23 protein-coding genes and 1 pseudogene are annotated in these 23,742 nt (G+C 40.1%); 4 read left to right on the forward strand and 20 right to left on the reverse strand.

The genetic code is table 11. The features are described 5' to 3' along the window. Window positions 1-3 precede the first annotated feature (3 nt). From atpH to U1E44_RS11050, 14 genes and pseudogenes are all read right to left on the reverse strand, one after another. Window positions 4-543, reverse strand: a complete 540-nt coding sequence (atpH, locus tag U1E44_RS10985; RefSeq protein ID WP_322931135.1) for an ATP synthase F1 subunit delta — start codon at window positions 541-543, stop codon at window positions 4-6. A gap of 2 nt (window positions 544-545) precedes the next feature. Then, entirely contained in the window at window positions 546-1,046 is a 501-nt protein-coding gene (locus U1E44_RS10990; RefSeq protein ID WP_322931136.1) for a F0F1 ATP synthase subunit B, read from the reverse strand. Between the two features lie 83 nt (window positions 1,047-1,129). Beyond that, window positions 1,130-1,321 carry an ATP synthase F0 subunit C gene (atpE, locus tag U1E44_RS10995; RefSeq protein ID WP_091865249.1) on the reverse strand — a complete coding sequence of 64 codons (192 nt, stop codon included), beginning with the start codon at window positions 1,319-1,321 and terminating at the stop codon, window positions 1,130-1,132. 63 nt (window positions 1,322-1,384) lie between these two features. Beyond that, a complete protein-coding gene (gene atpB / locus U1E44_RS11000; protein ID WP_322931137.1) occupies window positions 1,385-2,527 on the reverse strand; it encodes a F0F1 ATP synthase subunit A in 1,143 nt (380 codons plus the stop codon). Window positions 2,528-2,644: 117 nt separating this feature from the next. Continuing rightward, complete coding sequence (locus U1E44_RS11005; RefSeq protein ID WP_322931138.1) at window positions 2,645-3,037, reverse strand: DUF6168 family protein; 393 nt, start codon at window positions 3,035-3,037, stop codon at window positions 2,645-2,647. A 160-nt stretch (window positions 3,038-3,197) separates the two neighbouring features. Continuing rightward, window positions 3,198-3,428, reverse strand: a complete 231-nt coding sequence (locus U1E44_RS11010; RefSeq protein ID WP_322931139.1) for an AtpZ/AtpI family protein — start codon at window positions 3,426-3,428, stop codon at window positions 3,198-3,200. Then, a complete protein-coding gene (locus U1E44_RS11015) occupies window positions 3,406-3,840 on the reverse strand; it encodes a bactofilin family protein (RefSeq protein WP_323673881.1) in 435 nt (144 codons plus the stop codon). The genes U1E44_RS11010 and U1E44_RS11015 overlap by 23 nt, the downstream gene beginning before the upstream one ends. After that, window positions 3,807-6,402: pseudogene (gene porW, locus U1E44_RS11020) on the reverse strand (type IX secretion system periplasmic lipoprotein PorW/SprE). Before porW ends, U1E44_RS11015 begins: the two are co-directional and overlap by 34 nt. 298 nt (window positions 6,403-6,700) lie before the next feature. Continuing rightward, a complete protein-coding gene (locus tag U1E44_RS11025) occupies window positions 6,701-7,396 on the reverse strand; it encodes an ABC transporter ATP-binding protein (protein ID WP_322931142.1) in 696 nt (231 codons plus the stop codon). A 26-nt stretch (window positions 7,397-7,422) separates the two neighbouring features. Next, entirely contained in the window at window positions 7,423-8,892 is a 1,470-nt protein-coding gene (locus U1E44_RS11030; protein WP_322931143.1) for a DUF5687 family protein, read from the reverse strand. A 10-nt stretch (window positions 8,893-8,902) separates the two neighbouring features. Then, window positions 8,903-9,307, reverse strand: coding sequence for a DUF2059 domain-containing protein (locus tag U1E44_RS11035; RefSeq protein WP_322931144.1), 405 nt, complete (start codon window positions 9,305-9,307; stop codon window positions 8,903-8,905). A 56-nt stretch (window positions 9,308-9,363) separates the two neighbouring features. Next, on the reverse strand, window positions 9,364-10,092 hold the full coding sequence (locus U1E44_RS11040; protein ID WP_322931145.1) for a hypothetical protein: 729 nt from the start codon (window positions 10,090-10,092) through the stop codon (window positions 9,364-9,366). Then, window positions 10,089-10,736 carry a hypothetical protein gene (locus U1E44_RS11045; RefSeq protein WP_322931146.1) on the reverse strand — a complete coding sequence of 216 codons (648 nt, stop codon included), beginning with the start codon at window positions 10,734-10,736 and terminating at the stop codon, window positions 10,089-10,091. The genes U1E44_RS11040 and U1E44_RS11045 overlap by 4 nt, the downstream gene beginning before the upstream one ends. A 71-nt stretch (window positions 10,737-10,807) precedes the next feature. Then, window positions 10,808-11,146, reverse strand: a complete 339-nt coding sequence (locus U1E44_RS11050; protein ID WP_322931147.1) for a PadR family transcriptional regulator — start codon at window positions 11,144-11,146, stop codon at window positions 10,808-10,810. 197 nt (window positions 11,147-11,343) lie between these two features. Between U1E44_RS11050 and U1E44_RS11055 the strand changes: the two genes are divergently transcribed. Next, window positions 11,344-12,393: a ferredoxin--NADP reductase gene (locus U1E44_RS11055; RefSeq protein WP_322931148.1), complete on the forward strand. Its 1,050-nt coding sequence runs from the start codon at window positions 11,344-11,346 to the stop codon at window positions 12,391-12,393. A gap of 367 nt (window positions 12,394-12,760) precedes the next feature. On the opposite strand, the gene U1E44_RS11060 is transcribed toward U1E44_RS11055, so the two are convergent. The 6 genes from U1E44_RS11060 to U1E44_RS11085 form a co-directional block, all read right to left on the reverse strand. Then, the gene (locus tag U1E44_RS11060) at window positions 12,761-13,543 is read right to left on the reverse strand and encodes a patatin-like phospholipase family protein (RefSeq protein ID WP_322931149.1); all 783 of its coding nucleotides are present in this window, start codon (window positions 13,541-13,543) and stop codon (window positions 12,761-12,763) included. A 135-nt stretch (window positions 13,544-13,678) separates the two neighbouring features. After that, window positions 13,679-13,918, reverse strand: a complete 240-nt coding sequence (locus U1E44_RS11065; protein WP_322931150.1) for a hypothetical protein — start codon at window positions 13,916-13,918, stop codon at window positions 13,679-13,681. A 31-nt stretch (window positions 13,919-13,949) separates the two neighbouring features. Beyond that, a complete protein-coding gene (locus U1E44_RS11070; RefSeq protein ID WP_322931151.1) occupies window positions 13,950-14,303 on the reverse strand; it encodes a toxin-antitoxin system YwqK family antitoxin in 354 nt (117 codons plus the stop codon). Between the two features lie 183 nt (window positions 14,304-14,486). Continuing rightward, window positions 14,487-15,794: a RagB/SusD family nutrient uptake outer membrane protein gene (locus U1E44_RS11075; RefSeq protein WP_322931152.1), complete on the reverse strand. Its 1,308-nt coding sequence runs from the start codon at window positions 15,792-15,794 to the stop codon at window positions 14,487-14,489. A gap of 18 nt (window positions 15,795-15,812) precedes the next feature. Beyond that, window positions 15,813-17,528, reverse strand: a complete 1,716-nt coding sequence (locus U1E44_RS11080) for a TonB-dependent receptor domain-containing protein (protein ID WP_322931153.1) — start codon at window positions 17,526-17,528, stop codon at window positions 15,813-15,815. Next, window positions 17,529-18,788: a carboxypeptidase-like regulatory domain-containing protein gene (locus U1E44_RS11085; RefSeq protein WP_322931154.1), complete on the reverse strand. Its 1,260-nt coding sequence runs from the start codon at window positions 18,786-18,788 to the stop codon at window positions 17,529-17,531. Between the two features lie 180 nt (window positions 18,789-18,968). Here U1E44_RS11085 and aspS point away from each other — a divergent pair, with 180 nt between their 5' ends. From aspS to U1E44_RS11100, 3 genes are all read left to right on the forward strand, one after another. Continuing rightward, window positions 18,969-20,723 (forward strand): aspartate--tRNA ligase, encoded by a 1,755-nt coding sequence (gene aspS / locus U1E44_RS11090; protein WP_322931155.1) that lies wholly within the window; start codon window positions 18,969-18,971, stop codon window positions 20,721-20,723. Window positions 20,724-20,786: 63 nt separating this feature from the next. Further along, the gene (locus U1E44_RS11095) at window positions 20,787-22,571 is read left to right on the forward strand and encodes a chloride channel protein (RefSeq protein ID WP_322931156.1); all 1,785 of its coding nucleotides are present in this window, start codon (window positions 20,787-20,789) and stop codon (window positions 22,569-22,571) included. 324 nt (window positions 22,572-22,895) lie between these two features. Next, complete coding sequence (locus U1E44_RS11100; protein WP_322931157.1) at window positions 22,896-23,735, forward strand: alpha/beta fold hydrolase; 840 nt, start codon at window positions 22,896-22,898, stop codon at window positions 23,733-23,735. The last annotated feature ends 7 nt before the right edge of the window (window positions 23,736-23,742 follow it).

Raw genomic sequence — 23,742 nt, forward strand, 5'->3', positions numbered from 1 at the left:
TTTTTATAAACTATTGGTAAACTCTTTTTTTAAATTGCGCAATGTTTGGGCAATGCTTGCATCGTATTGCAAATCTCCTATACGCAAAACAAAACCACCTAAAATACTTTCGTCAATATTGTTTTTAATGCTAATCTTGTTCTTTGTCAATTCATTAATCTTTTTCAACACCTTTTTCTCTAATTCGGGAGTGAGGGCAACGGCCGTGGTGACCACAGCTAGTTCTTCTCCCTTTAAGGTTTCATTGAGGATAATATATTTTAAGGCTACTTCATTTAGCAAAGCAATCCTTTTATTTTCCAGCAAAATAGTAAATAATCCTTCTGTAATGGCATTGGCATCGGTAAACACCGTATGAAGCACTTTCTTTTTCGTGCTTCCATCTACCACAGGGTTCTTCAGGAAATCTTGAAGCTCCTTACTTCCGGACAGTGTTGTTAAAATAGACCGCATATCCTTTTCAACCGCATCTGCTGATTTATTGGAAATGGCTGCGTCTAAAACGGCTTTGGCATATCGTACTGCCACTTTTGAGTCTTTCATGCCTAACTTAACTTAATGTCGCCCAAAATATTCTCGACCAATTTCAATTGTTTGTCTTTGGTGGCCAATTGTTCTTTTATCACTTTTTCAGCAATTTCAAGGGACAGATTGGCCACTTGATTTTTTATTTCGGCAACGGCGGCTTTCTTTTCTCCTTCGATAGCCAATTGCGCTTGTTGAATCATTTTATCGCCTTCTAATTTGGCTTGTTCTTTAGAATCGGCAATTAATTTTTCCTTTATTTCACGAGCCTCCTTTAAAAGCGCTTCTCTTTCGGCTCGGGCTTCTTTTAATAATTTTTCGCTATCGGCGGTAACGTTCTGCATTTCCTTTTTTGCGTTCTCTGCCGCAGCTAAGGCATTCTTAATGCCTTCTTCCCGATCGTTAACCGCGTTGAGTATAGGTTTCCACGCAAACTTACGAAGTAACAAAAGTAGGAGTACAAACAACAACGTTTGCCAAAAAAACAACCCAACTGAAAATTCGTTTAGTAACTTTTCCATTTTTCTTTATTTTAAAAAGCCTTTTTAATTTTTAATAAAGTACTGCCCATAACCAACCGTTATGCGCAGTACTCCATACCGAATTACACTGCAAAAAGTGCAGCAAATCCGATACCTTCAATAAGCGCAGCTGCAATCAACATCGCTGTTTGAATTTTTCCATAAGCCTCAGGCTGACGTGCAATAGCGTCCATAGCAGAGCCACCGATTTTACCGATACCAATACCAACACCAATTACAACCAAACCTGCACCTACCATTACTGGAATTTCCATAATCTATCTAGTTTAAAAATTAAAAATTCATCCTTAGTTACCTTAAAAATCTATCTGTGCTTCTTACAAATGCGATAATTGCGGTTCACTTTCGTTTTCATGGGCATCATGTTCATGCTCTTCCGCGGCAAAACCAAAATACAAGGCCGATAACATGGTAAATATATAGGCTTGCAATAACGCCACTAAAATTTCAATCAATGAAATAGCAAATGCCAAACCAAAAGAGAGCGGACTACCAAGCCAACTCTTAAAAATAAACATGAGCCCAATTAAACTCATTAATACAATGTGCCCTGCCTGCATGTTGGCGTATAAACGAATCAATAAGGAGAAGGGTTTAATAAAAATCCCCAAAATTTCTATAGGAACTAAAATAAGGTACAAGGGAATTTTTGCAATCCAAGGCATAGAATCTCCAAGTGGATCAAATAAATGTTTCCAATAATCTTTAGTTCCCGTAAAATTAGTAAGCAAGAAGGTAAGTAACGCCAAAGCAAAAGTAATGGCTATATTACCGGTAACGTTCACCCCTAAAGGCGTAAGTCCAAAAATATTTAAAAACCATATAAAGAAGAAGATGGTTAGTAAATAAGGCATGTACTTTTTATACCGTTTTTCACCAATATTTGGTCTTGCAATATCATCCCTAATATAGAGCACAATGGGCTCAAAAAAACGACCTGCACCCTTAGCTACGCCTGCATTTTTAGCGTAAGATTTGGCCAAACTGGAAAACAGCCACAGCATGAGTAGCCCGGTGATAAAAATCATAACCACACTTTTGGTAATCGAAAAATCAATCGGTTTTGTATTTGTTGGATGGTGATTCTCGTCGTAGCTTATAGTGCCTTCGGCATCAGTCTTGTAAATTTTGCCGTGATATAGCTTGTAATAGTTGCCATTTACCTCGGCCACTTCCTCTCCGTGATGCAACTTGGAAGACGAAAAAACCTGTAGCCCATTGTCCCATAAAATTACGGGTAATGGTACGCCTACATAAATATGTTCATGATTTTCGTTGGTATAGGAGAACAAAGAAAAATCATGCGAATCCTGCAAGTGATGCTGAATATATTCCTTTATTTCCGATTTAAGATCCTTTTTAGGTTCGTCTTCTTTCGGTTCAGGCAGTACGGCAAAACCATAACTAACAGAAAATAAGATAAAAACCAAGATAAGTTTTGAAAAAAAAGGATTTTCCATAGAGTAAAAATATCGGTCGCTAAAAATCGGTGCAAATGTAAACTATTCTCTCAAAAAGAAAAAAGCATTTATGCTGTTTATTTTATCGCTATGTACGACAAGAAAAAGTGGAAAGGATTATGTTTGTTTTTGAAGCATTTTAGCGGTGAAAAAAGTCTCTATGGCCAAACCTATGGCGTAGGGAATAAAGAAGGCTGCAAATTCGAGTTTATCTACAACGCCATCGCTACGGTACGCGGGATAGAAAAAGATAAAAAACACTATAAATTTTATAAAACTGCCACCCATAAACAAAAACCCAATTTGGTTTTTAAACGTATTGCGCAGCGCATAAAGTCCCCCAAATATAGAAGAAGCCAGCAAAAAATTTACGATGTAGGAAAACACAATACGATTTCCATACGGCGGATATTCGTAAACGGCTAATAAAAAAGTGTGGCTTAAAAAGGACAACCCTAACACTAGGAAAAGGAATCCTACATACAAAACCACAGGATTTGTCTTCTTCAAACGGATAAATTTAAATGTGATGTCTATTTTTCAGCATTTTACATCGCTTTAAGATCGTGCTTTTGTAAGTGCCTCCCTGCTTTTTTAGTTAGCGCACAGCCAAACGTGGCGCTGCAGCTCATCGCAATTCCAAGAATCCAAGTTCGTTGTGAAGGTCTTATTAATATTTAATGCGTTTTAATTGACGCAATACCACCCAAAGGGCAATCGCTACGCCCAACAAGGCCGCTATGGCCGTAAAAATCTTCTTTTCGGACTCATAGTATGTGTCTACCCATTTGCCCCCCTGCACGGCCAAATAAATTATAGCGCCCATTTCAAAAGCAATGCCCGAAAGTACGGCAACATTTTTAAAATTTGGTTTCTTTTTAGGAGGCTTTTGCGGGTTCATTCTTAGAAGCGTTAGTGCCCGAGGTATAGGAAGACCCGCTAGAAGCGTTCCCTTTGCCCTTCATGGTGCATGATGCGTTAAAAGTGGCTCCGGGTTCTACCGCTAACTTGGCTACAGAAACCGTACCTTCGATAACCGCAGAGGCCTTTAACGATAACAAGTCGGACACCAAAAGCTCTCCATTAAAACTACCTTCTATGTCGGCGTTAACACATTCTACTTTGCCATGAATATAGCCATCTTTTCCAATAACGACTTTTCCGGATGTCTTTACATTGCCGTCCAATTTTCCGTCTATTCTAAAATCGGCCTCTGAAATAATGTCGCCTTTAATCTTTGTGTTTTTTTCAATTCTGTTGGGTTGTCCACCTACTTCTGTCATAACTCGGGGTTTTTTGTTATCTGAAAACATCTTGTTCTAGGTTTTGGGGTGTTAAAAGTGATTTCTATAGTCTGCAATATTTTTATGTACCTGTATTATTTTATAATTGTCTGATAAAATTACGAAATTCTCATGTGTCACTCGGTAATCCTTATTGTTTTTTAAAAGTTCGGCATAACCCAAGGCAAAGTCACGTGATCTGAAGCCGTGTACTACCACAAATTCATCTTCCGCATTGTAAATATCTTTAGACACCTCATTCTTGTATCTTAAATCCTTAATCGACTTTTCTAGAAGTTCCTTTAATTTCACTGCTGTTAGGTCGTCTCTTATCTTAAACGGAAATACCACTTTCCAGTTGTTATTTCCTACTGCGGATTCGCCTTCTACAAATGCTTTCGGCTCCAATTTGGGCAACTGTTCCGCAATCATTTCCGAAGCCCTTTTACCCTCAGGATTGTTAGGGTAGTTTAATGCCACGTAGTTTAGTGCCTCCTTAAATGCGGTGTACCCCTGTAACCTGCCTATGGCATTTGCCTTTAACATTTCCAATTTAGGAACGATAGGGTCGCCCGTATAGGTGTCTATATTTTTTTCTGCATCTATGATTACCCTTACATAGTGTTGCTCTTGGTACATTTTATACAAACGGGCATATTGGGCATCCGGACTGTCTTGACTGCCTTCTAACACCGCTTGCGGATTTAGCAAAATTTCGGCATATCGAGAATCGGGGTGCTTCGTAAGGATGTCTGTCCTCATCTCCAACGCCAACGGACTGGAGGCTTCCTCATAAATTTTATATAGGTTGTATTTCGAGGGGAGAATTAATCGTTCCTCAGGTTCAGCGTTTAGTACCGCCTCAAGCTTGCTTGCCGCCAGCAAATTTTCATTAAATTTTTCCTTGTAAATAAGGCCCAACTGATAATTGGCAAAATTTCGTTCTGTTTTTAAGCTATCGATTACGCCTATATCGGTTGGTATTTTCGCCAAATAATAGTCCAATTGGTATTTTTCATCTTGGTTAGGCCCCGCCGGATTAGCGGTTTGAGATTGCACAACAACTTGATCCTCTTGAACGGTTTGAATTCTGTTTTTATCGGCCCATCGCCAATTATCCTCCAAGGAGCGCTCTCCCCATTTTGTTTTAAAGGTGTTTTTACCGTATCCCAAACTGGTAATATTGTAAAAATAAAACTTACCCTGATTTTCCTTGCCTCCCTTGGTTTTGGCAAAATCTGCAAATCCTGCCGTGGTGCGTTCTTCTTCCTTTTTTGCAGCAGCCTCTTCCTTGCGTTTGAGCTCACCAATATGGGCTTCAAAATAGGCTATCTGTGCTTCTTTTGGTAAGTGGTACAGGCTTACGACACTATCTACATACTGCACTATACCTTCGTACTTCACTACATCTTCCAGATTGTCCGATTTCTTTTTAATGCTTCTAAACTTTCTCGTGTTTTCCTTTACGTTCGTTAGTACGCTGTCATAATAAGCTCCTGCCGTTTTATATTCATTTTTATCGAAGTGATATTCGGCTAAATTTTCATAGTTCAACGCATTCAGCTGAGGCAGGTTTTGCGTCGCCTTTAACGATTTATTAAAATAGACCAAGGCGATACTATCCGAAGCATTAGTTAAGTGGTATAAGGCTAGTTCTCTATAAATTTTATCTAAAAAAGGCCGATTTTCCCTGTTTTCTTCTAAATCGGTTAAGTATTCTAACAAAAATTCATTGTTGTCTTCCGTAATAGGCGTATTCTGAATTTTTTGTACATGGGCATTAATCATGTAAATCCGCGGCGATTTTCTGTTTAATGCAATTACTTTATCAAAAGCCATATTTGCACTATCCTTAAATTGCAACTGGTTATACAATTGCCCTATAATATAGTAGTACCTTCCCTTTTCCGGATGCTTGGGGGTATAGGCCGCTGCAATTTTTAAATTTTGAATGGCGGTATCCGGAATTTTTAGGTTAATGTAGGCCTGCGCCATCATGGCACGTGCATCGGCGTACTCCTGATCTTTTAAGCGTTCTTGTTTTAGCAGACGCTTGAGGTTTTTAAGTGCGAGCTCCTCGTTTTGCAAGCGAATATTTACTTTTTCCCTCCATATGGTAGCCTCGTTGAGTTTGTCGCTCTGTTCATATTTTCGAAGCACATAATTAAAAGCCTCCAATGCCGGGATATACCGCTGATCAAAATAGCGGGCTTTACCCAAAAGCAGAAATGCCTCGTCGGTTTGCGGATTTTTCTCCACGTCCTTAATATCCATACTGTGTTTTTGTATGGCTTTAGTGGCCTTTTCTTCTGCAATAAGAAAGTTGGGGTTGTTGTTTTCGGAATCGAGTTCTATTTCATCCTTCACCTCAAGGCGCTCTACGGGGAGTACTTCCCAATAATCGTCTCTGTAGGTTTCATTGAGTCCCTCACGGCCTTCTTCAAAAGCGATGTTGCCGTTGTATAAGGTGTTAAATTTGGTGTTTAAGGCATGCCAATTGCGATTTACGAAAGCGTCTTTTTTTGTAGAACACGCACTTAGTAAAACCAATGCAAAGGCAAGAATTACACTATGTTTTTTAGAAAGCTTCAAAGTTGATCTTATACGTACCTAACCTTAACTAAAAAACAAGGCGATTATTATGTAGTTGGTCGATAAAAAGTGATTTTAATCTTTTCGCAAACCCGATTTTTTTGATGCGTGAAGGTGTTTGTTTCAAACCTATTGATTTGTAGGGTCTATTTTATGAATTTTCATAAGCACCTCGATGCCCTTTTAACGACCTTTAAGGTATCTTAGGGGTGCATTTTTTGGAGGTCTGCACAATGGTAGTTCATAAAACCAACCCATGGGTCTGTTCGTCTTAGAAACTGTGCCTTGTTACCAAGGGTTAAATGGTAAAGAAAGTCTCCAGCTCTTGTAAGGTTTGGGGAGAAGTTGCTATATCCTTCACCACCTGTCCTTTCTCTAAGACCACGATGCGCTCGCACACCTCGGTAACATGAATAAGGTCGTGGCTAGATACTAAAATAGTGACCCCTTTGGTAGCTGCCAAATCTTTAATAATGGCTTTTAAACGAATCTGGGTGCTAGGATCTAGATTGGCAAAGGGTTCGTCTAAAACAATAACCTCCGGGTTTCCAATAAAACTGGCTACTATCCCCACTTTCTTTTGGTTTCCTTTAGACAAATCGCGCAAATACTTTTGCTGTCCTAGAATTTCCCCGTGGAAAAAATCGTCATAGCCCGAAAGCAAGGCGTCTACATCGGCTTTATTTCTTCCTCGGAGTTCGCCAATAAAATAGAAATACTCTTCGGGGGTAAGGTATCCAATTAAGAAAGTCTCATCAATAAAAGCAGCGGTATACGGTTTCCACGCCTCACTTTGGTTTACTTGAACCTCTTGATTGGTAATATGCCCGGTAGTGGGTGCTATTAAATCTAACAACAAACTAAACAGGGTTGTTTTCCCAGCTCCATTATTTCCCACCAGACCAAAGCTTTGCCCCTTGGGTATTTCTAAAGATGTAATGTTTAATACGATTTGATTTCCGTAGGTTTTTGAGAGATTCGAAATTGAGATCATAGCATTTACATTTTTTAGCAAAATAGTTATCCGTTTTTCTGTTTAAAACCGGCAATCATTCCATACTTCTTTTTGGCATACTGCGCCGTTACCCTATCCAAAAGCGTACGCCTAAAGGCAAAACCTATGACCCCCAAAACAGTGAGTACAATAACGGCTGCCTCTAATGATACCAGGTAGTTAAGAAGGCTAAACAATAGCATGGGAGCTATTAAAACCGGCAACATTATTAAAAACTGGGTGGCACTAGTGCCCTGCATATTGCCAAACGGACTCTGGTCCAATTCTATGCGCTTTTTGTTAAACGATCCAAAATAGAGAATGGCAGGAATATTAACTCCGAGATTGTAAACGGCACAGGCAAAATTGGTGGCAAGCACATTCCACCCGAAATACACATAGGGTATGGTGAGGAGAAACATGGCAAAAACACTCACGGTAATAAGCAATGCTTTCGATTCTAAATACGTGCGCAATGGAATATTTTGAGACATCATCATGCTGTAATAGGCGCTGTCCCAAGCCGGAATAAATTGACCGAAATTAGACAGAAAAATTCCGGTCATAAATATGCCTAAAAATACATGCATATAGGCCATATTGGCGTAGATTTCTTGCGGATAAAAAAATAGACCGTAAAACACAAACAACAGTGAAATATATACCTGAGATTTAGTGCGCTTATTGCGCCAAATGAGTTTTAAATCCAATTGCAGAAAGGGTGCCATTTCTCCAAATCGCTTGGTCCAGGCCAAATCTGAAGTTGTGGCTGTTTTAGATTTTACGTGCAGTACGCCATCCAAATACAATATTTTTTTAAGATAATTATAGTTTATAAAATAGCTCGTTACGACTAGTGCAACAGGAATAAGGATGGTTACGGGATAGGCATACAATCCATGAAATACAGGTGCAAGCATTTTTGATACGGAACTTATTCCAAAATAATCGAGTGCCAAAAGGAACACCAAACTACCCCCTATATAATAAAAGGCCTTATCGCTTTTGTTGATTAAAAAATTGATGTAGTTAATGCACAATGCCAAAAGTACCATGGCCAAAAACCACACGATAACATGTAAGAAAGGATAGCCTTTATAGAGCAACACCATGGAAAAAGGCAAGAAACTTACGACCACCAAAAGATTAAATCCGGAAAATGCGGAACGCCCCAGGATATAATGAACAATACTGGATTTTGAAATGTTGTTGATGAGCAAAGGGCGAATGTCCACTACCGGTAACTTTTGCAGAAAATAACGAAAGAGAAGTTCTATAAGCACCCAATAAAAGAGATATTGAGACACTACCCACATGGGTTCCTGATCGGGGACCAGCTTCTGCAAAATAAAATACAAACTTCCACTAAGTGTTGTTAAAGAGGCCAAAAGATACAGCCCCATAAAAATCATGAAAATCTTTAGTCCAAGACTTTTTCCAAAGGCAGCCGATCTAAAAAACGATTTCCATTGTAAAGTGATAAAGTGTTTGAACATGACCTTTAATTTAATTTTCGCTATGCTTTTGTGCGATCTGACTTACTTTAAAGCCCCAATTTTGACCAATATTCATGCCTTTTTGTATCATAAGATTTTGTTTTGATGCTAGTTTTTTTCCAAGATCGGTATGGTAAAAGCGAATTAAATCCTCTATTTCAGCCGGCGTAAATTCTTCCACGTACAACGCTCCCATTTCGCTGTATATCGCACCCAAAGTACCACGAGCCTCTTTGGTATACGCCTCCCTATTTTGAACAGGAACAGCAACACCCAATTGATCTATGGCCAAATCAAAGGTACTTGTAGCCCCGGTTAATTGAATCAATTCAATGGCTTTTTCCAAATCAGTTGATTCTTGTGCGTTGGCACTAACAAAAAATACGGTGGCAATTAAAAAGCAAAGATGTTTCATGTGAAATTTTTTAGGTGTTATTAATGATTTTCGTGTTCGCAAATAGGTCTACTTTCTTATACATTTGTTACAGCGGTTGCCTGCCTTAACTCCGGATAGGTTTCCGCAAGCAATGCCTCTGCCTTAGCGGGCAGTACCCACAACACACTATACAAGATTAAGGAAAAACTCACCAAGGTTGCCGTACATACCGCATCAAATAGGACGGTATAATAGATGCTAGAATTAAAAATATATAGGAAATTGGCGGCGTTGGCCAAAAAAATGGCTACGATTGCACTATTTCCAAAATTATAGATCATTTCACCCAACATATACTTTCTGCCCCATTGTACCATTTTAAGTTCACGTGATGCCCTAGACCAAAATAAATATCCCAATACACCTAAAGAAACCAGTAAAAGTGCACCCACAATGAGCATTGGTTTAATTTTATACGCATTTAGATATCTAAGTATTAAAAAAATAGCACAGGCACTAAAAAACGTCCCTATTATTTTAGGCCACCGAAACCATTCTTTAAAAAACCGCCATAATATAGCACGGTATTTTTTGTTCATCGCATTTTGTTTTTGGGCAATAAGGTCGTGAAAACCAAACACCCCAAACTTCTTAAATTCCCGGTGCAATGCTTCTTCAAACGATAGGTTTCCATTTTCTTTCCATTGGTATTCTATGCCATTAGCTAAATGATCTACCAATTCTGTCTGTACGTCATAATGCGCCACATAATGGGTACGCGTAAAACGATATAATTTTGTTAGTTGGTCTTGGGATACTTTCATAAAGCCGAATACTTTAAGCCATAGGCCTTTCTCATTTTAAAAAAGAGGATCAGCACCGAAATTACAAAACCACAATACAAAGTGGTACCCAGATTGCCAATCCCTAATGGAAGTTGAAAAAACAACCATTCACTTCGTTCAACATTAAATGCAAAAAGCAACAAATACGTTAAAAAAAATAAAGGCCATAGTAAGGCTTGCAGAACTGAATATCGGTGCTTTTTATAAGGTATTGTTCCGAGGGCATAGATGATCAGTGCAATCCCTAATAGTGTAATTTGAAAAGAAAGATGCGGGAAAGGCGCATAAGAAGAACTACTAAAAAGGGCTAAGAAAACGAAAAACAGCATTGAAAACACAAGGAGTACCGGATTTTTTAATTGCATAAAAACCATTTTAAAAGACTGTAATTGAAGCTTGCGCCACCCCCTCTCGTAGTCCTTAAGGAGTTCCTGCTTATGTGCCACCATATAATCCTTAAAAGCATCATAAAATGTTGAATTATCTAAGATCATTTTTTGCGCTACGCTCAAGGCTATATGATCTACCAGCTCCATACGCACGTCTATAAACCGCACATCACTGTTTTTTAAGTAGGTAGCTATAGATTTTAGTTGGGCTGCTGTTAGGCTTACATCTGACATTTATTTTTTGTTTTTTTAAAACACCTTAATCGCTTTTAAATGCTGCTTCCTTAACCTCATCGCTTTGCGCGTTAACTCCTATTCCATTTCAGGTGTAGCAGTTGCTGCATGCTTCTAATAAAATCTTCTAACTCGGCCAATCGATGAACCATTTCCTTTTCGCCCTGTTGGGTAAGTTTGTAATATTTTCTCAGGCGATTATCTACCATGGCTACCTCCACTTCTAACATACCTTCGGCTTCCAATTTGTGTAAGGCCGGGTATAAGGCGCCCTCGGTAATTTGCACATCGCCTTGGGTAAGTGCTTTTGCCTTTTGCGTAATTTCGTAGCCGTACATCTTACCTTCTGTTTCTAAAAGTTTTAAGATAATGGTTGTAAGACTGCCCTTCATTAATTTGGAATTTGCCATTGTTATTTATTTTCGTTTACCTCCATACTAACCGACGTAACGTATAGTTTCTGATGCACACTACGCGGTCGTTGCACAACGATCGTATGTTCAAATATACATTATTTTAGCATACCTAAGGTGTATAGGTATAAATTTTCGAGGTTTCCGTTTATTCTGCTGATCGCTTTCCTTATTTTTGCATCAAAATGTAACCGATGGCTCAATTTTATCCCTTAGTAGTACAACGAATTAACACATTAACTCCCGACGCTGTTGCGATAACATTTGCAATTCCCAAGGAATTAATTCAGACGTTTTCCTTTAGTGCCGGACAATATATCACTATTAAAAAGGAACTAAAGGGAAGGGAACTTCGTCGTGCCTATTCTATAAGTTCTTCGCCCCATAGCGATGGTATTACCATAGGGGTAAAAAAGGTAGATAAAGGAGGTTTTTCCGACTATGCCAACACCAAATTAGCGGTGGGCGATGTACTGGAAGTTATGCCTCCCGAAGGGCGTTTTATTTTTACCGAAACTCCGCAAGCCAAAACTATTGTTGCGTTTGCCGCGGGAAGTGGCATTACCCCTATTATCAGTATAGCACGCAGTGTTCTAAAAAGCAATCCAAAAAGCAAATTTGCCTTGGTGTACGGCAATAAATCCTTTAAAGAAACGATGTTTTATACGGATATTGTAAAACTTCAGTTAGAATATACCAATAGGTTTTTTGTGCATTTTATTTGCAGTCAGTCCCGGGAAGAAAACGCATTGTTTGGCCGTATCGATGTGGCCACGGTGAATTACGTACTAAAGCAAAAGCATAAAGATCTTGTTTTTGATGACTATTACCTGTGCGGTCCGGAAGCTATGATTCAGTTGGTAACCGATACCTTAAAAGATGAGGGTGTTCCGGAATCAAAAATTCGTTTTGAACTGTTTACTTCCACCGAAATTAAAGATGAACTTCCCGAAAAACCAGAAGGCAAGACTACCGTTACCGTGGTGTTAGAAGATGAGGAATATACCTTTACCATGGACAAGAAACAATTGGTATTGGATGCGGTTCTGAAAGAACAAATTGATGCGCCGTACTCTTGCCAAGGCGGTGTTTGCAGTAGCTGCATTGCCCGGATTGTAGAAGGGAAAGCCGAAATGGTAAAGAATCAAATTCTTACCGATGGCGAAATTGCCGAAGGATTAATCCTTACCTGTCAGGCGCACCCGATAACCCCGAGCTTAAAGGTAGATTACGATGATGTGTAGCCCCTCTAGAATTGTTTTGGTTGTCCGTTGTTCGTTGATCGTTGATGGTTGATCGTTGATGGTTAATGGTTTGCGGTGTTTAGAAATAAGAGACAGGCACGTTTGGACACTTAACCGCGGCCATTTCAACCCATTCTCCTTTGGGAACAAGGAGGCTTCTAGGAAGCTGGTAGATTCTCTCGAGTTATCAAGTGATCTAGTTATACCCAACATCACATCATAACAAGATCACTGGATCACTGGATCACTAGATCACTCCATCACAGAATCACAACAACCGTCAGCGCCTGAAAAACTGGAATGCGAAAAATTTCGACATCTAGCCGAAGCCATTTCAGCCCATTCCCCTTTGGGAACAAGGAGGCTTCTAGGAAGCCTGTAGATTCTCCAAAACCCGCATAGCGTGGTCGTAGCCTAGACCATACGCTTTTTCTATCCCTTTACGATCCAACACGCCTATAGATTCTAATTCCTTGGGTTCTACTAGCACATCACAGGAAGCTAATTTATCTCGATTCAGGGCATAGATCATCAAACCGGTTACTCTTCCGGTTAGTTGTAGCGAATTTTTTAATTCGTTTTTCGTGGCCTTAGCCACAATAGAAACATTACTTCCAATAATAAAATCGACCTTATTTCGTAGCGGTTCCAATGGAAAATTGTTCATTATACCCCCATCGGCGTAAAACTGACCGTTAAGCTCTACCGGACTAAAAACCGGAGGCAAAGCAGCTGATGCCAATAGGGTGCGAATTAAGGGGCCTGTTGAAAAAAATTCTTCCTCTCCCTTTTCTAAATTGGTAGCCACCACATGAAGCTTATGGATCAACGACTCGAAATTATCTTCCGGAAAGTAGGATTTAAAAAGATCGAAATATTTATCGGTATCTATAAATCCCGATTTCGTAATGGTAAAAAAATTATACTTGAATAAGGGCGTCTCTTTAAAAAACAACAACATTTCGTCTATGCTGTTTCCGTTCGCATATAGGGCTCCTACCAACGCACCCACACTACTTCCTGAAACGGTATGGGGTACAATGCCAACCGCTCTTAAAGCCTTAAGCAAACCAATATGTGCCATGCCGCGCACACCGCCACCCGATAGGACAAGACCTACAGATTGATTGCCGAGATGCCCTAGATTCATAATGCCTATTTAACTACAAAAATAGCATCCTAATTGGTCTTTTGAAAAAATAAAAACAGACTACTTCGTTTTCTTATGGAAACAATGGGTTTCAGTAGTGCGGATTCTCGCGATTACATTGGAACTTTTGTGTTTTTAGTCGGTTGTTTCGTCTGCCAGAATGTATTGTTTATCCCGCAAAATAGACCATGTAGTATGTGTAGCACTTCCGGTTATAAAACAGCGTGTTGCTTCGTTTTTAGTATAAGAAGGCTTTTGAAATTCGTGAAACATGGCATGTACTGCCCTATTTTGTACTATGATAGGCTCGTTGGTATTTTTATGTTCATGTACGTTAGATTCACGGATACAAAAACCCCCAATGATAGTTATCATTGGGGGTTCTTAATTTTATGGTTTCCTTTTACTAGGACTTATTGGTAACCACAGGATCTTTAGCATTTAACTTCTTTACATGGGCTATTTTACTGTCCACAAAATCTACTTCGCTTAGGTGTTCGCCTTCCCAAAAATACCATTTGCCGGTCTTTTGTCCGCTTACGTAAGAACCTTTAGCCAATTTTGCGCCATTTTCGTCATACATTTGCCACTCACCGTGTAATTTGCCGTTCAAAAAATAACCTATTTGGGCAATTTCCCCATTGTCATGATAATAGGTGGCCTTTAGTAGGTCTCCCTCTTGTTCATATTTGGTTTTGGTATCTTGGGCATAGATTCCGAATCCTACGAAAAATGCGATTATAAAGAGTGTTTTTTTCATGATTTCTAATTTTTTATGGTAAACCTTGTTCCTATAACGTCATAAAGTTACAACTATTTTACGTAAAATAAACGTTGAATTAACATTAAATTTACATTGAAAAAATAATTTCTTGATAAACAGTACTTTAACAAACAAAAAACTCCCTGAAAAAGGGAGTTTTTACGTAAAAAAAATTTTTAACTATTGATTCTCGTTCTGTGGTATAGGGAATTGGGTTACCCTACCGTCGCCTGTTCGGTCTAAAGGAAGATCGGCAAGCCTATCAAATCTTCGAAGATCTATCCAACGATGCCCGCCTTCTGCGAACAAAGAATACCGGCGCTGATTTAAGATTTCATTGGCCAAATCTGCTGCGGCAGTACCTCCGGCGTAGTTGGCCAGACCCGCTGCATTGCGTATTACATTAATGGCATTTACGGCTTCTGTAGGGTTTGTAATATGATGTGCTTCGGCATACATCAAAATTAATTCTTCATTTCTAATAATTCCTATAGGCGCTACGTTACTTTGGTAAACCCAAACATCATAAGCACCGGTGAGATTGTCATTGGTTAAAGGGGTGTCGCGTAGTTGTGCTTTTGCTAAACGATTATCTCCTGCCTCGGCATCAGCAACAAAACTAGGATGCACAATACGGGCATTAGCTACCGTAGAGTTCAACGCAAAAAACAACGGATTCGCTACATCTACCCCGGTAAGGGAAAAGGTAAGATAGGCTCCGGAATTAAGATCACCACCCAAATCTAGAAAGGAATCTGCGAGCTGACTCAGCACTCCGGGATAGTTTCCTTTGTACAATTCTACTCTGGCGGCAACCGCTTTGGCAAATCCGAGAAAATTTGCCGGACTATTAAATGCTTCAAATCCAGAGGTTAATGCAAAAGGGAAACTCGTGCCTCCGGCAGCCAAATCGCTTGTGGCCGAAGCTAAAAGCGTCGTTAAAAAGTCTAACGCCTCTGTATAACTCACAAAAGGGCCTAAATTATTAGGATCTGCTACGTCTACACGAATACCATTCTGAAACTGCAAATGAAGCACACTGAGTAGTTCATGCGCCTTTATGGTGTTTACAAATCCGCGAATTGCAGATTTCTCGGCATCGGAAAAGTCGGCTGTAGTATTTTCTAAACCTTCTAATACCAAGTTTACATCTTTTACGGTGGCGTACCTTGCTCCAAAGGGCTGGGTGGTGTAGAAGGTGTTATTGTCTAACAACCCCGTTAATAGATCTCCCGTCCATCTTGGATCAGACGATTGTATCCGCCAATATTCTCTTCCAACCACCGCCGAAGCGTCTACTTGTGTAGCAATATTACGACGCATATCGGCTAGTATGCCACCAATGGCATCCCCCAATTCCCCTCGGGAAATATCCGAAGAAACCGAGGCGGTGTCGGCACCGTTTAAGTTTTCGCCATCTTCCACATCACAAGAAATTACCACTAGTGCGGGGATGAGGAAAAATAATAATTTTTTATAACTGTTCATTTTTATACTATTTAGGGATTAAAAATCTACGGAAAGATGAAATAAATAACGCTTGGAAGAAGGGAAAGGAGTTACCTCTACGCCTGTCGACAATCCGTTAGAACCAAAGTTCGACACTTCGGGGTCATAGCTATTGTAATCAAAACTATTGATTAGGTTATTGCCCGACAAACCAAGTTTTATATTAGATACATAGCCATGAAACGCCCGATCTAAAAAACTTTTGTTCACGGTATAGAACAACCCTATTTCTCTAAGGCGCAGATAGCCTGCATCTTCTACAAAGGCATCGGCATCGCCGGCAAAAAAGGAATTAATCCTAAAATTGCCATTAGAAACCAGTCGTTCCGGATCTAAGGTAACATCATCAAAATCGCCTGTGGTTTGGCCAAAATCGAATAAAAGGTTGGATAGGTTAACGTTATCTCCACCTTTCTTCCAGTGCCATAAAAAAGAAAGATCCCAATTTTTGTATTTAAAACTATTGGTAAACGTCATTTGAAAATCGGGTTCTGCATCGCCCAATTTTATAATGCCTCCACTTCCATCGTTCCCTACAATTTGGGTTACGCTTTTACCTTCCTCTATTCTGAATGTCCCTAAACCCGTGCCAAAACCACCGGTATTAAAAGGCTCTACATTGAGTTTGGTAATCTCGGATCTGTTTCTGAAAAAAATGATTCCGGTATCCCATGTAAAGTCTCCCTTTTCAAAAACAGCTGCATTAATGGCCAGTTCAACCCCTTTATTTTCTAAGTTTCCTGCATTGTCAAAGCGCGTATTAAAACCGGATGAAGGTTCAATATTTGCCGCAAGGATAAGGTCGTCTACCGTTTTTACATAATAGGTGAGCTCTAAGGAAATCCGATTATTTAGAAGACCGGCATCCAAACCAACTTCAAACTCCTTTTGCCTTTCGGGCTTAATGTTTGGGTCGCCCAATGTTGTGGGTACCGTAATGCCCACGATACCATCTATTAAGGAATTGGAATACGCAGTAAACAATGCACCGTTTGGCGCAAAATTCCCGGCTTCCCCATAAGCACTTCGCAATTTCAATTGGCTTATGGCATCTATCTTCCAAAAATCGAAATTATGAAAGTTGATGGCTCCTGATGCCTTTGGGTAGTAGAACAATTTATTGGCATCGCCATTATTACTGGATTTATCGCCGCGAACGCCTAAAGTACCAATTAATTTATCCTGATAATTTACCTCTTCCTGAACAAAAAAACCGGAATCCTCTTGCTCCAAACGAAACTGTTGTACGCTAAAGTTGGCACCCTGATCCACGTTGGTTTCAGATCCTATGAGATTTGTTGTAGTATTTCGGACGGTATTTTGCGAAAACGTCTGTTTGGTAACCCCTGCTTGTGTTGTAAAACTTATATTGTTGTCTGTAAAATAGTTATGAACAAGAAATGCAGAAAAATTGACATCCTTATTTTCTGTATTTCCTTGGGCAGTTAACCCATTGAGTCCTCCATTCGATATTTTCTGAAACTGAAGTTCTTTCGGGAAAATTGCTGTTGTTACTAAATTAAAATAATCGACACCTCCCCTTAAGATCAATTTTAGGTTAGATTTTTCATTTTGATACAAACTTAAATCCAAACTACTGCCTACAATGAACCTGTTAATGCTCTCATTATTCGTAATCAGGTCTCGCGTCTGTAAGGGATTAGAGGAACCAAAAGGATTATCCGGATAGTTTCCGTTCTCATCCGGGAACAACTACGCCCAAGGAGGCGTTGAGGTTAGTGCCACGCCTATGGTTGTTCCGGAATTATCATTATTAAAAAATCCTCTATCAGCAGACGAATTAACGTAGTTTGTGTTTAAAGATAACTTGGCGCGATCTCCCCAAAACCGATGATCTAAATTAAGGCGAATTGATTTCCGATTGTACCCGGTGCCTTTTACAATACCTTCTTCTTCATTATTAGAAAACCCACCATAAAATAAGGTGTTGTCTGACCCTCCTGAAATATTCACGTTAGAATTGGAGATAAACCCTTCCTCGCCGAAGATTTCTTTTTCGTAATCTATTAAAGACCCATTGTTCTGAGCTGCGGTAAATAACGCTCCTTGCCCGGCACCAAAACCTGCCTCTGCAATTTCAGGTGTAAAATTACGCAGTCCTCTAAGGCGAATAACTTCATTAAACCCGAAGGCCTGAGAAAAAGATACTTTTGTTTTACCTGCTTCTCCCTTTTTGGTGGTAATAATAATTACCCCTGCGGCCGCACGTGCCCCGTAAATGGCTGCCGCGGCAGCTCCCTTAAGGATTTCCACACTTTCAATATCGTCCGAGTTAATATCAGCTATACGGTTCGATGGGTTGTCTTGGTTAGAGGCATTCCCTCCGGCAGCAGCACCCGAAACGGCATTAAGCCCTGGAGCCGCAATACTACTGTTATTCACATATACCCCATCTACAATGTACAATGGCTGCGAATTTCCGTTTACTGAAGTTACCCCTCTGAGCCGAACCGATATCCCTCCTCCGGGCGCTCCCGAACTCTTGGTAATTAAGGCTCCGGCAAATTTTCCAGCCAAGGCGCCATCTAAGGTTTGGGGAGGTGTAATTCCGGCCAGTTCGGCGGCCGAAACAGAGGCCACGGCATTGGCCAAATTCTCTCGTTTTATAGAGGTAGCAAGTCCGGTTACCACCACCTCATCTAATCCTGTGGCTGTTTCTGCCAATGCCACATTAACGGTTGAGGGACCGGTAATGGTCTGTTCTTTAGTGCCGTATCCTAAAGAAGAAAACACCAAGGTTACCGGAAAACCGGTTACATTGATCTGAAAATTACCGTCGAAATCGGCGGTGGTGCCATTGGCGGTGCCTTTAACAATAACGTTAACCCCGGGTAATGGCTGTCCGGTAGCGGCCTCTGTAATAGTTCCTGAAATTGTTCCCTGCGCTAACGCCAATACAGGCAAAGCCAAGAACAAAAAAGGAAATACAGCTTTGCGTAAAGTTGCTTTCATTTAGTAGTTTTTTGAGTTAATGGGAACAATTTACATAAGATATATCATATATTATGTTTTTTTTAACAAGAATTTATTTTGTCCTCTTATTATTCAAAGGTTAGGGTCAATTTCTTTAGGAAGACTATATGTGGTTCAAAGGATAACTTCTACATTTGCAATCATTTTTATTAGAAAACCATGTTCAGAGACCACACGTGCGGCCAATTGCGATTATCCGATATCAACAAACAGGTTACCCTTTCCGGATGGGTTCAAAAAACCAGAGACAAAGGCTTCGTCATTTGGGTCGATCTTCGTGATCGGTATGGTATTACACAACTTATATTTGACCAAGAGCGTTCCTCGGCCAAAATTTTGGAACAAGCCCGAAGTTTGGGCAGGGAGTTTGTAATACAAGTTGAAGGTACGGTGATAGAACGAGCTTCAAAAAACCCGAATCTGATCACCGGCGATATCGAAGTAATGGTTTCTAAACTGACGGTGTTAAACAAATCTCTAATTCCTCCTTTTACCATTGAAGACCAAACGGATGGCGGCGAAGACCTTCGCATGAAGTACCGCTATTTGGATATTCGCAGAAACCCAGTCAAAAATAACCTCATTTTTAGGCATAAAGTAACTATGGAGGTGCGTAAATATCTTTCGGATGCCGGTTTTATAGAAGTAGAAACGCCGTATCTGATAAAATCTACGCCCGAAGGAGCACGAGATTTTGTGGTGCCCAGTAGAATGAATGCGGGTCAGTTTTACGCCTTACCACAATCGCCCCAAACCTTTAAACAATTGCTGATGGTCGGCGGTATGGACAAATACTTCCAAATTGTAAAATGTTTTAGAGATGAAGATTTGCGGGCCGACAGGCAGCCGGAATTTACACAAATCGACTGTGAAATGGCCTTTATTGAGCAAGAAGACATCCTAAACACCTTTGAAGGGCTCACCAAACACCTACTTAAAGCTATAAAAGGCGTAACTGTTCAGGATTTTCCAAGGATGACCTATGATGAGGCCATGGAAAAATACGGAAACGATAAGCCCGATATCCGTTTTGGCATGGAATTTTGCGCCCTACATCCGCTGGAAGATTCCTTTAATTTTAATGTGTTTGACGATGCCGAATTGGTGGTCGGGATTACCGTAAAAGGCTGTGCCAGCTACACCAGAAAACAAATTGATGCCTTAGTCGATTGGGTGAAAAGACCTCAGGTGGGTGCCAGTGGTTTGGTTTGGATAAAACACAATCCCGATGGTACGTTGACCTCTTCGGTAAACAAGTTTTTCGATACTGCTGCTTTAGAACATTTCCGGTCGCAAATGAATGCCGATTTAGGAGATTTAATGCTTATTATGGCCGGGGATAAGGATAAAACACGAACACAACTCAGTGCCTTGCGCATGGAACTGGCACATCAACTGGGTTTGCGAAAACCGGACGAATTTGCACCACTTTGGGTCATCGATTTTCCGCTGTTAGAATTGGATGAGGAAACCGGTCATTATCACGCAATGCACCACCCTTTTACGTCACCCAAACCCGATCAATTGGTCTTACTAGATACCGATCCGGGTGCGGTAAAAGCCAATGCGTATGACTTAGTACTTAACGGCAATGAAATTGGTGGAGGCTCTATACGAATACACGATAAGGAAATGCAGCGCATCATGTTCCGCCATCTTGGATTTAGTGCCGAAGAAGCAAAAGCGCAGTTTGGATTTTTAATGGATGCCTTTCAATATGGTGCCCCGCCACACGGTGGTATCGCCTTTGGCTTAGATAGACTTACGGCTATTTTAGGAGGTCAGGAGACCATTCGCGATTTTATTGCGTTTCCCAAAAACAATAGCGGCAGGGATGTTATGATAGATGCGCCGGCACCTATAGCTGATGAGCAACTTCAGGAGTTGCATTTGCGCGTCACCCTAAAACCATAAAGATCTTTAATACTGCTATGCCAAAGGGTTTTTCGCAGTACCTAACGAAGAAACTCAACTGAAATGCCTAAGGGAAATAAAAAGGTTCTAAAGCGCATTCTTATATGGAGGTATCGACATATCTCTAATAAAACATTTATATATATACTCAGTGTTACCGTAGGGTTCTTGGCGGGTTTGGCGTCTGTAACCCTTAAAAATTTCACATATTTCATTGAGGCTATTCTAGAACGCGGTGTTATCTTTTCGAACAACCAATTGTACTTTATACGGCCCGTCATTGGCTTGTTTTTAGTATTTCTATACGTAAAATTTGTGTTGAAAAAACCCTTGGAACATGCTGTTTCTTCCATCCTTTTTACACTTTCAAAAAAAAAGGGGCTCATGAAACCCATCCAAATTTACACGCCCCTTATTACGGCTCCACTCACTGTAGGTTTCGGAGGATCGGTGGGTCTTTTGGGCCCCGCAGTAGCCTCAGGAGCTGCCTTAAGCTCTACCATTGGCAGACTCTTTCATGTAAACGCCAAAACCCGATCCCTTTTAATTGCATGCGCCTCAGCCGGTGCCATTGCATCTATATTTCAATCGCCCATCGCCGCCATTATTTTTGCAGTAGAAGTCTTTAGTTTAGATCTTACTATGCTTTCCCTTTTACCTCTTTTGTTGGCTTCCATTTCGGGAGTGCTCACTTCCTATTTCTTTTTGGGCAATGAGGTATTGTTTAATTTTACAGTTTCGGAAGAATTTGAAGCAAAAGATACCCTTTTCTATATTTTCTTGGGCGTAGGCACCGCAGTAGCATCGGTATACTTTACCAAAATGTACTTCGGCATACTGGCATTGTTTAAGCCCTTCAAAAGTCCCAAATACAAATTGTTGGTGGGTGGTCTCGCCATAGGCGTTATGCTCTACTTTATTCCCCCATTATACGGAGAAGGTTTCGGGTTTATTAATTCCCTTTTAAAGGGCGATCATGTTTTGGCACTGGGCAAAACCCCGTTTGATGCTTTTACCGAAAATATTTGGGTGGTTATCGGCTTGTTATTTGGCATTACCATTTTCAAGGCTGTTGCTATGACCACCACACTGGCCGCCGGCGGTTCTGGCGGTATTTTTATACCTACCATGGTAATGGGGAGCGCATTAGGCAATGTGGTAGCCAAGGTAATTAATAACTGTGGTCTGGGTTTGCATGTGTCCGAAAGTAATTTTACCCTAATAGGCATGGCGGGACTCATTGCCGGAGTTTTGCATGCACCGCTAACTGCTATATTTTTAATTGCCGAGATTACCGGGGGCTATGCGCTTTTTGTACCTTTAATGATCACAGCATCTATTTCCTATCTTATTACTAAAAGTACGATTGATTATTCTATCTATACTCGTGAACTTATACAAAAAGGAGCCTTGATAACGCATAATAAAGACGAGGCGGTACTCACCTTAATGCACATAGACGACGTTGTTGAGCAAAATTTTAAAGTTGTGCATCCCACCATGACGCTGCGAGAAATGCTGCATCAGTCCGTTGCCAAATCAACACGAAATATATTTCCGGTGGTTGATGAACAAAACGCATTGGTTGGCATTGTGTTGTTAGACGATATACGGGAATTTATGTTCGACACCAGTATTTACGACACCACATTGGTACAGCAGCTAATGCATACCGCTCCCGAACATATTTTCTACGATACCGACAGCATGCGACAGGTGATGCGAAAGTTTCAAGATAGTGGTGCGTGGAATTTACCGGTAATTAAAGAAGGTAAATATTATGGCTTTATTTCAAAATCCAAACTTTTATCAGCCTACCGCAGAAAACTAATTGCCTTTACGGAATAAGGAAAGCAATAAAGGCCATGCAAATAAGGAATTGGTCCTTTGTTTTTACCTGCAATGTGCAATCCTGTTTCGCACAGCAATGCAATTTCATAATAAAATACCAATTGGTTTATTGTGTTTTGTAATGCGTCTTTCATAAAGGTATTAGAAACCCTCGCAGCTATGTGAGGTTTTTTCATGGCTCTATGTAACATTTAAAAAGAATTGTATCTAAAGAGAAAACAACTTAAAAATTCTCTTATGAAATGCCTAAATCAATCTTTTGGTATAATAGCTAAAATTTAGGCATTACATCTAACCTATTAAAAACAAATAATATAACAGATGAAAACACTTAAAAATGTACTTGCATTTTTCTTTTTTAGTATCACCCTCGGTGTAGTAGCGCAAAATGTCGCCTTTCATGTATCTGTTTCCGGAAAGGGAGAACCGCTCTTGTTTTTCCCCGGATTTACCTGCACCGGAGAGGTTTGGGAAGATACCGTTGCCGAACTTTCAAAAAATTATGAATGCCATGTGTTTACTTTTGCAGGTTTTGGTGAAGTTGCTCCAATTGAGAAGCCTTGGTTACCCAAAATTAAGGAAGAAATTGAAGCTTATGTTTCTGCAAAAGCCTTAAAAAACCCGGTAATTATTGGCCATAGTCTAGGTGGCACTTTGGGTCTTTGGCTCGCCTCAGAAGAAAATCATCCTTACAAAAAGATAATCGTGGTAGACGCATTACCATCTACTGGCGCACTGATGATGCCCGATTTTAAAAGCGAGTATATTGTTTATGACAACCCATACAACAAACAATTGTTAGAAATGGACTCGCTTAGCTTTGATAAAATGGCTCAACAAATGGCTATGGGTATGACATTGAATACAGAAGGACAGAAAAAGGTTAAGGAGTGGATGCTTTTGGCAGATAGGGAAACGTATGTGTTTGGTTATACGGACTTATTAAAATTGGATTTACGAGAGGATATAGCAAAAATCAATATTCCAGTCACCATTTTAGCAGCAACGCAACCTTATGGAAAGGAAACAGTTGAAACTACTTATCAAGGGCAATATGCGAAACTGGCTAATTATTCAATTAAGTTTGCTGATGAATCGGCTCACTTTATCATGTACGATCAACCGGAATGGTTTATAAATAATGTGAAAGAAGAATTATAACCATCTG

This window comes from Aurantibrevibacter litoralis (assembly GCF_034651555.1).
Taxonomy (GTDB): Bacteria; Bacteroidota; Bacteroidia; order Flavobacteriales; family Flavobacteriaceae; genus Aurantibrevibacter; species Aurantibrevibacter litoralis.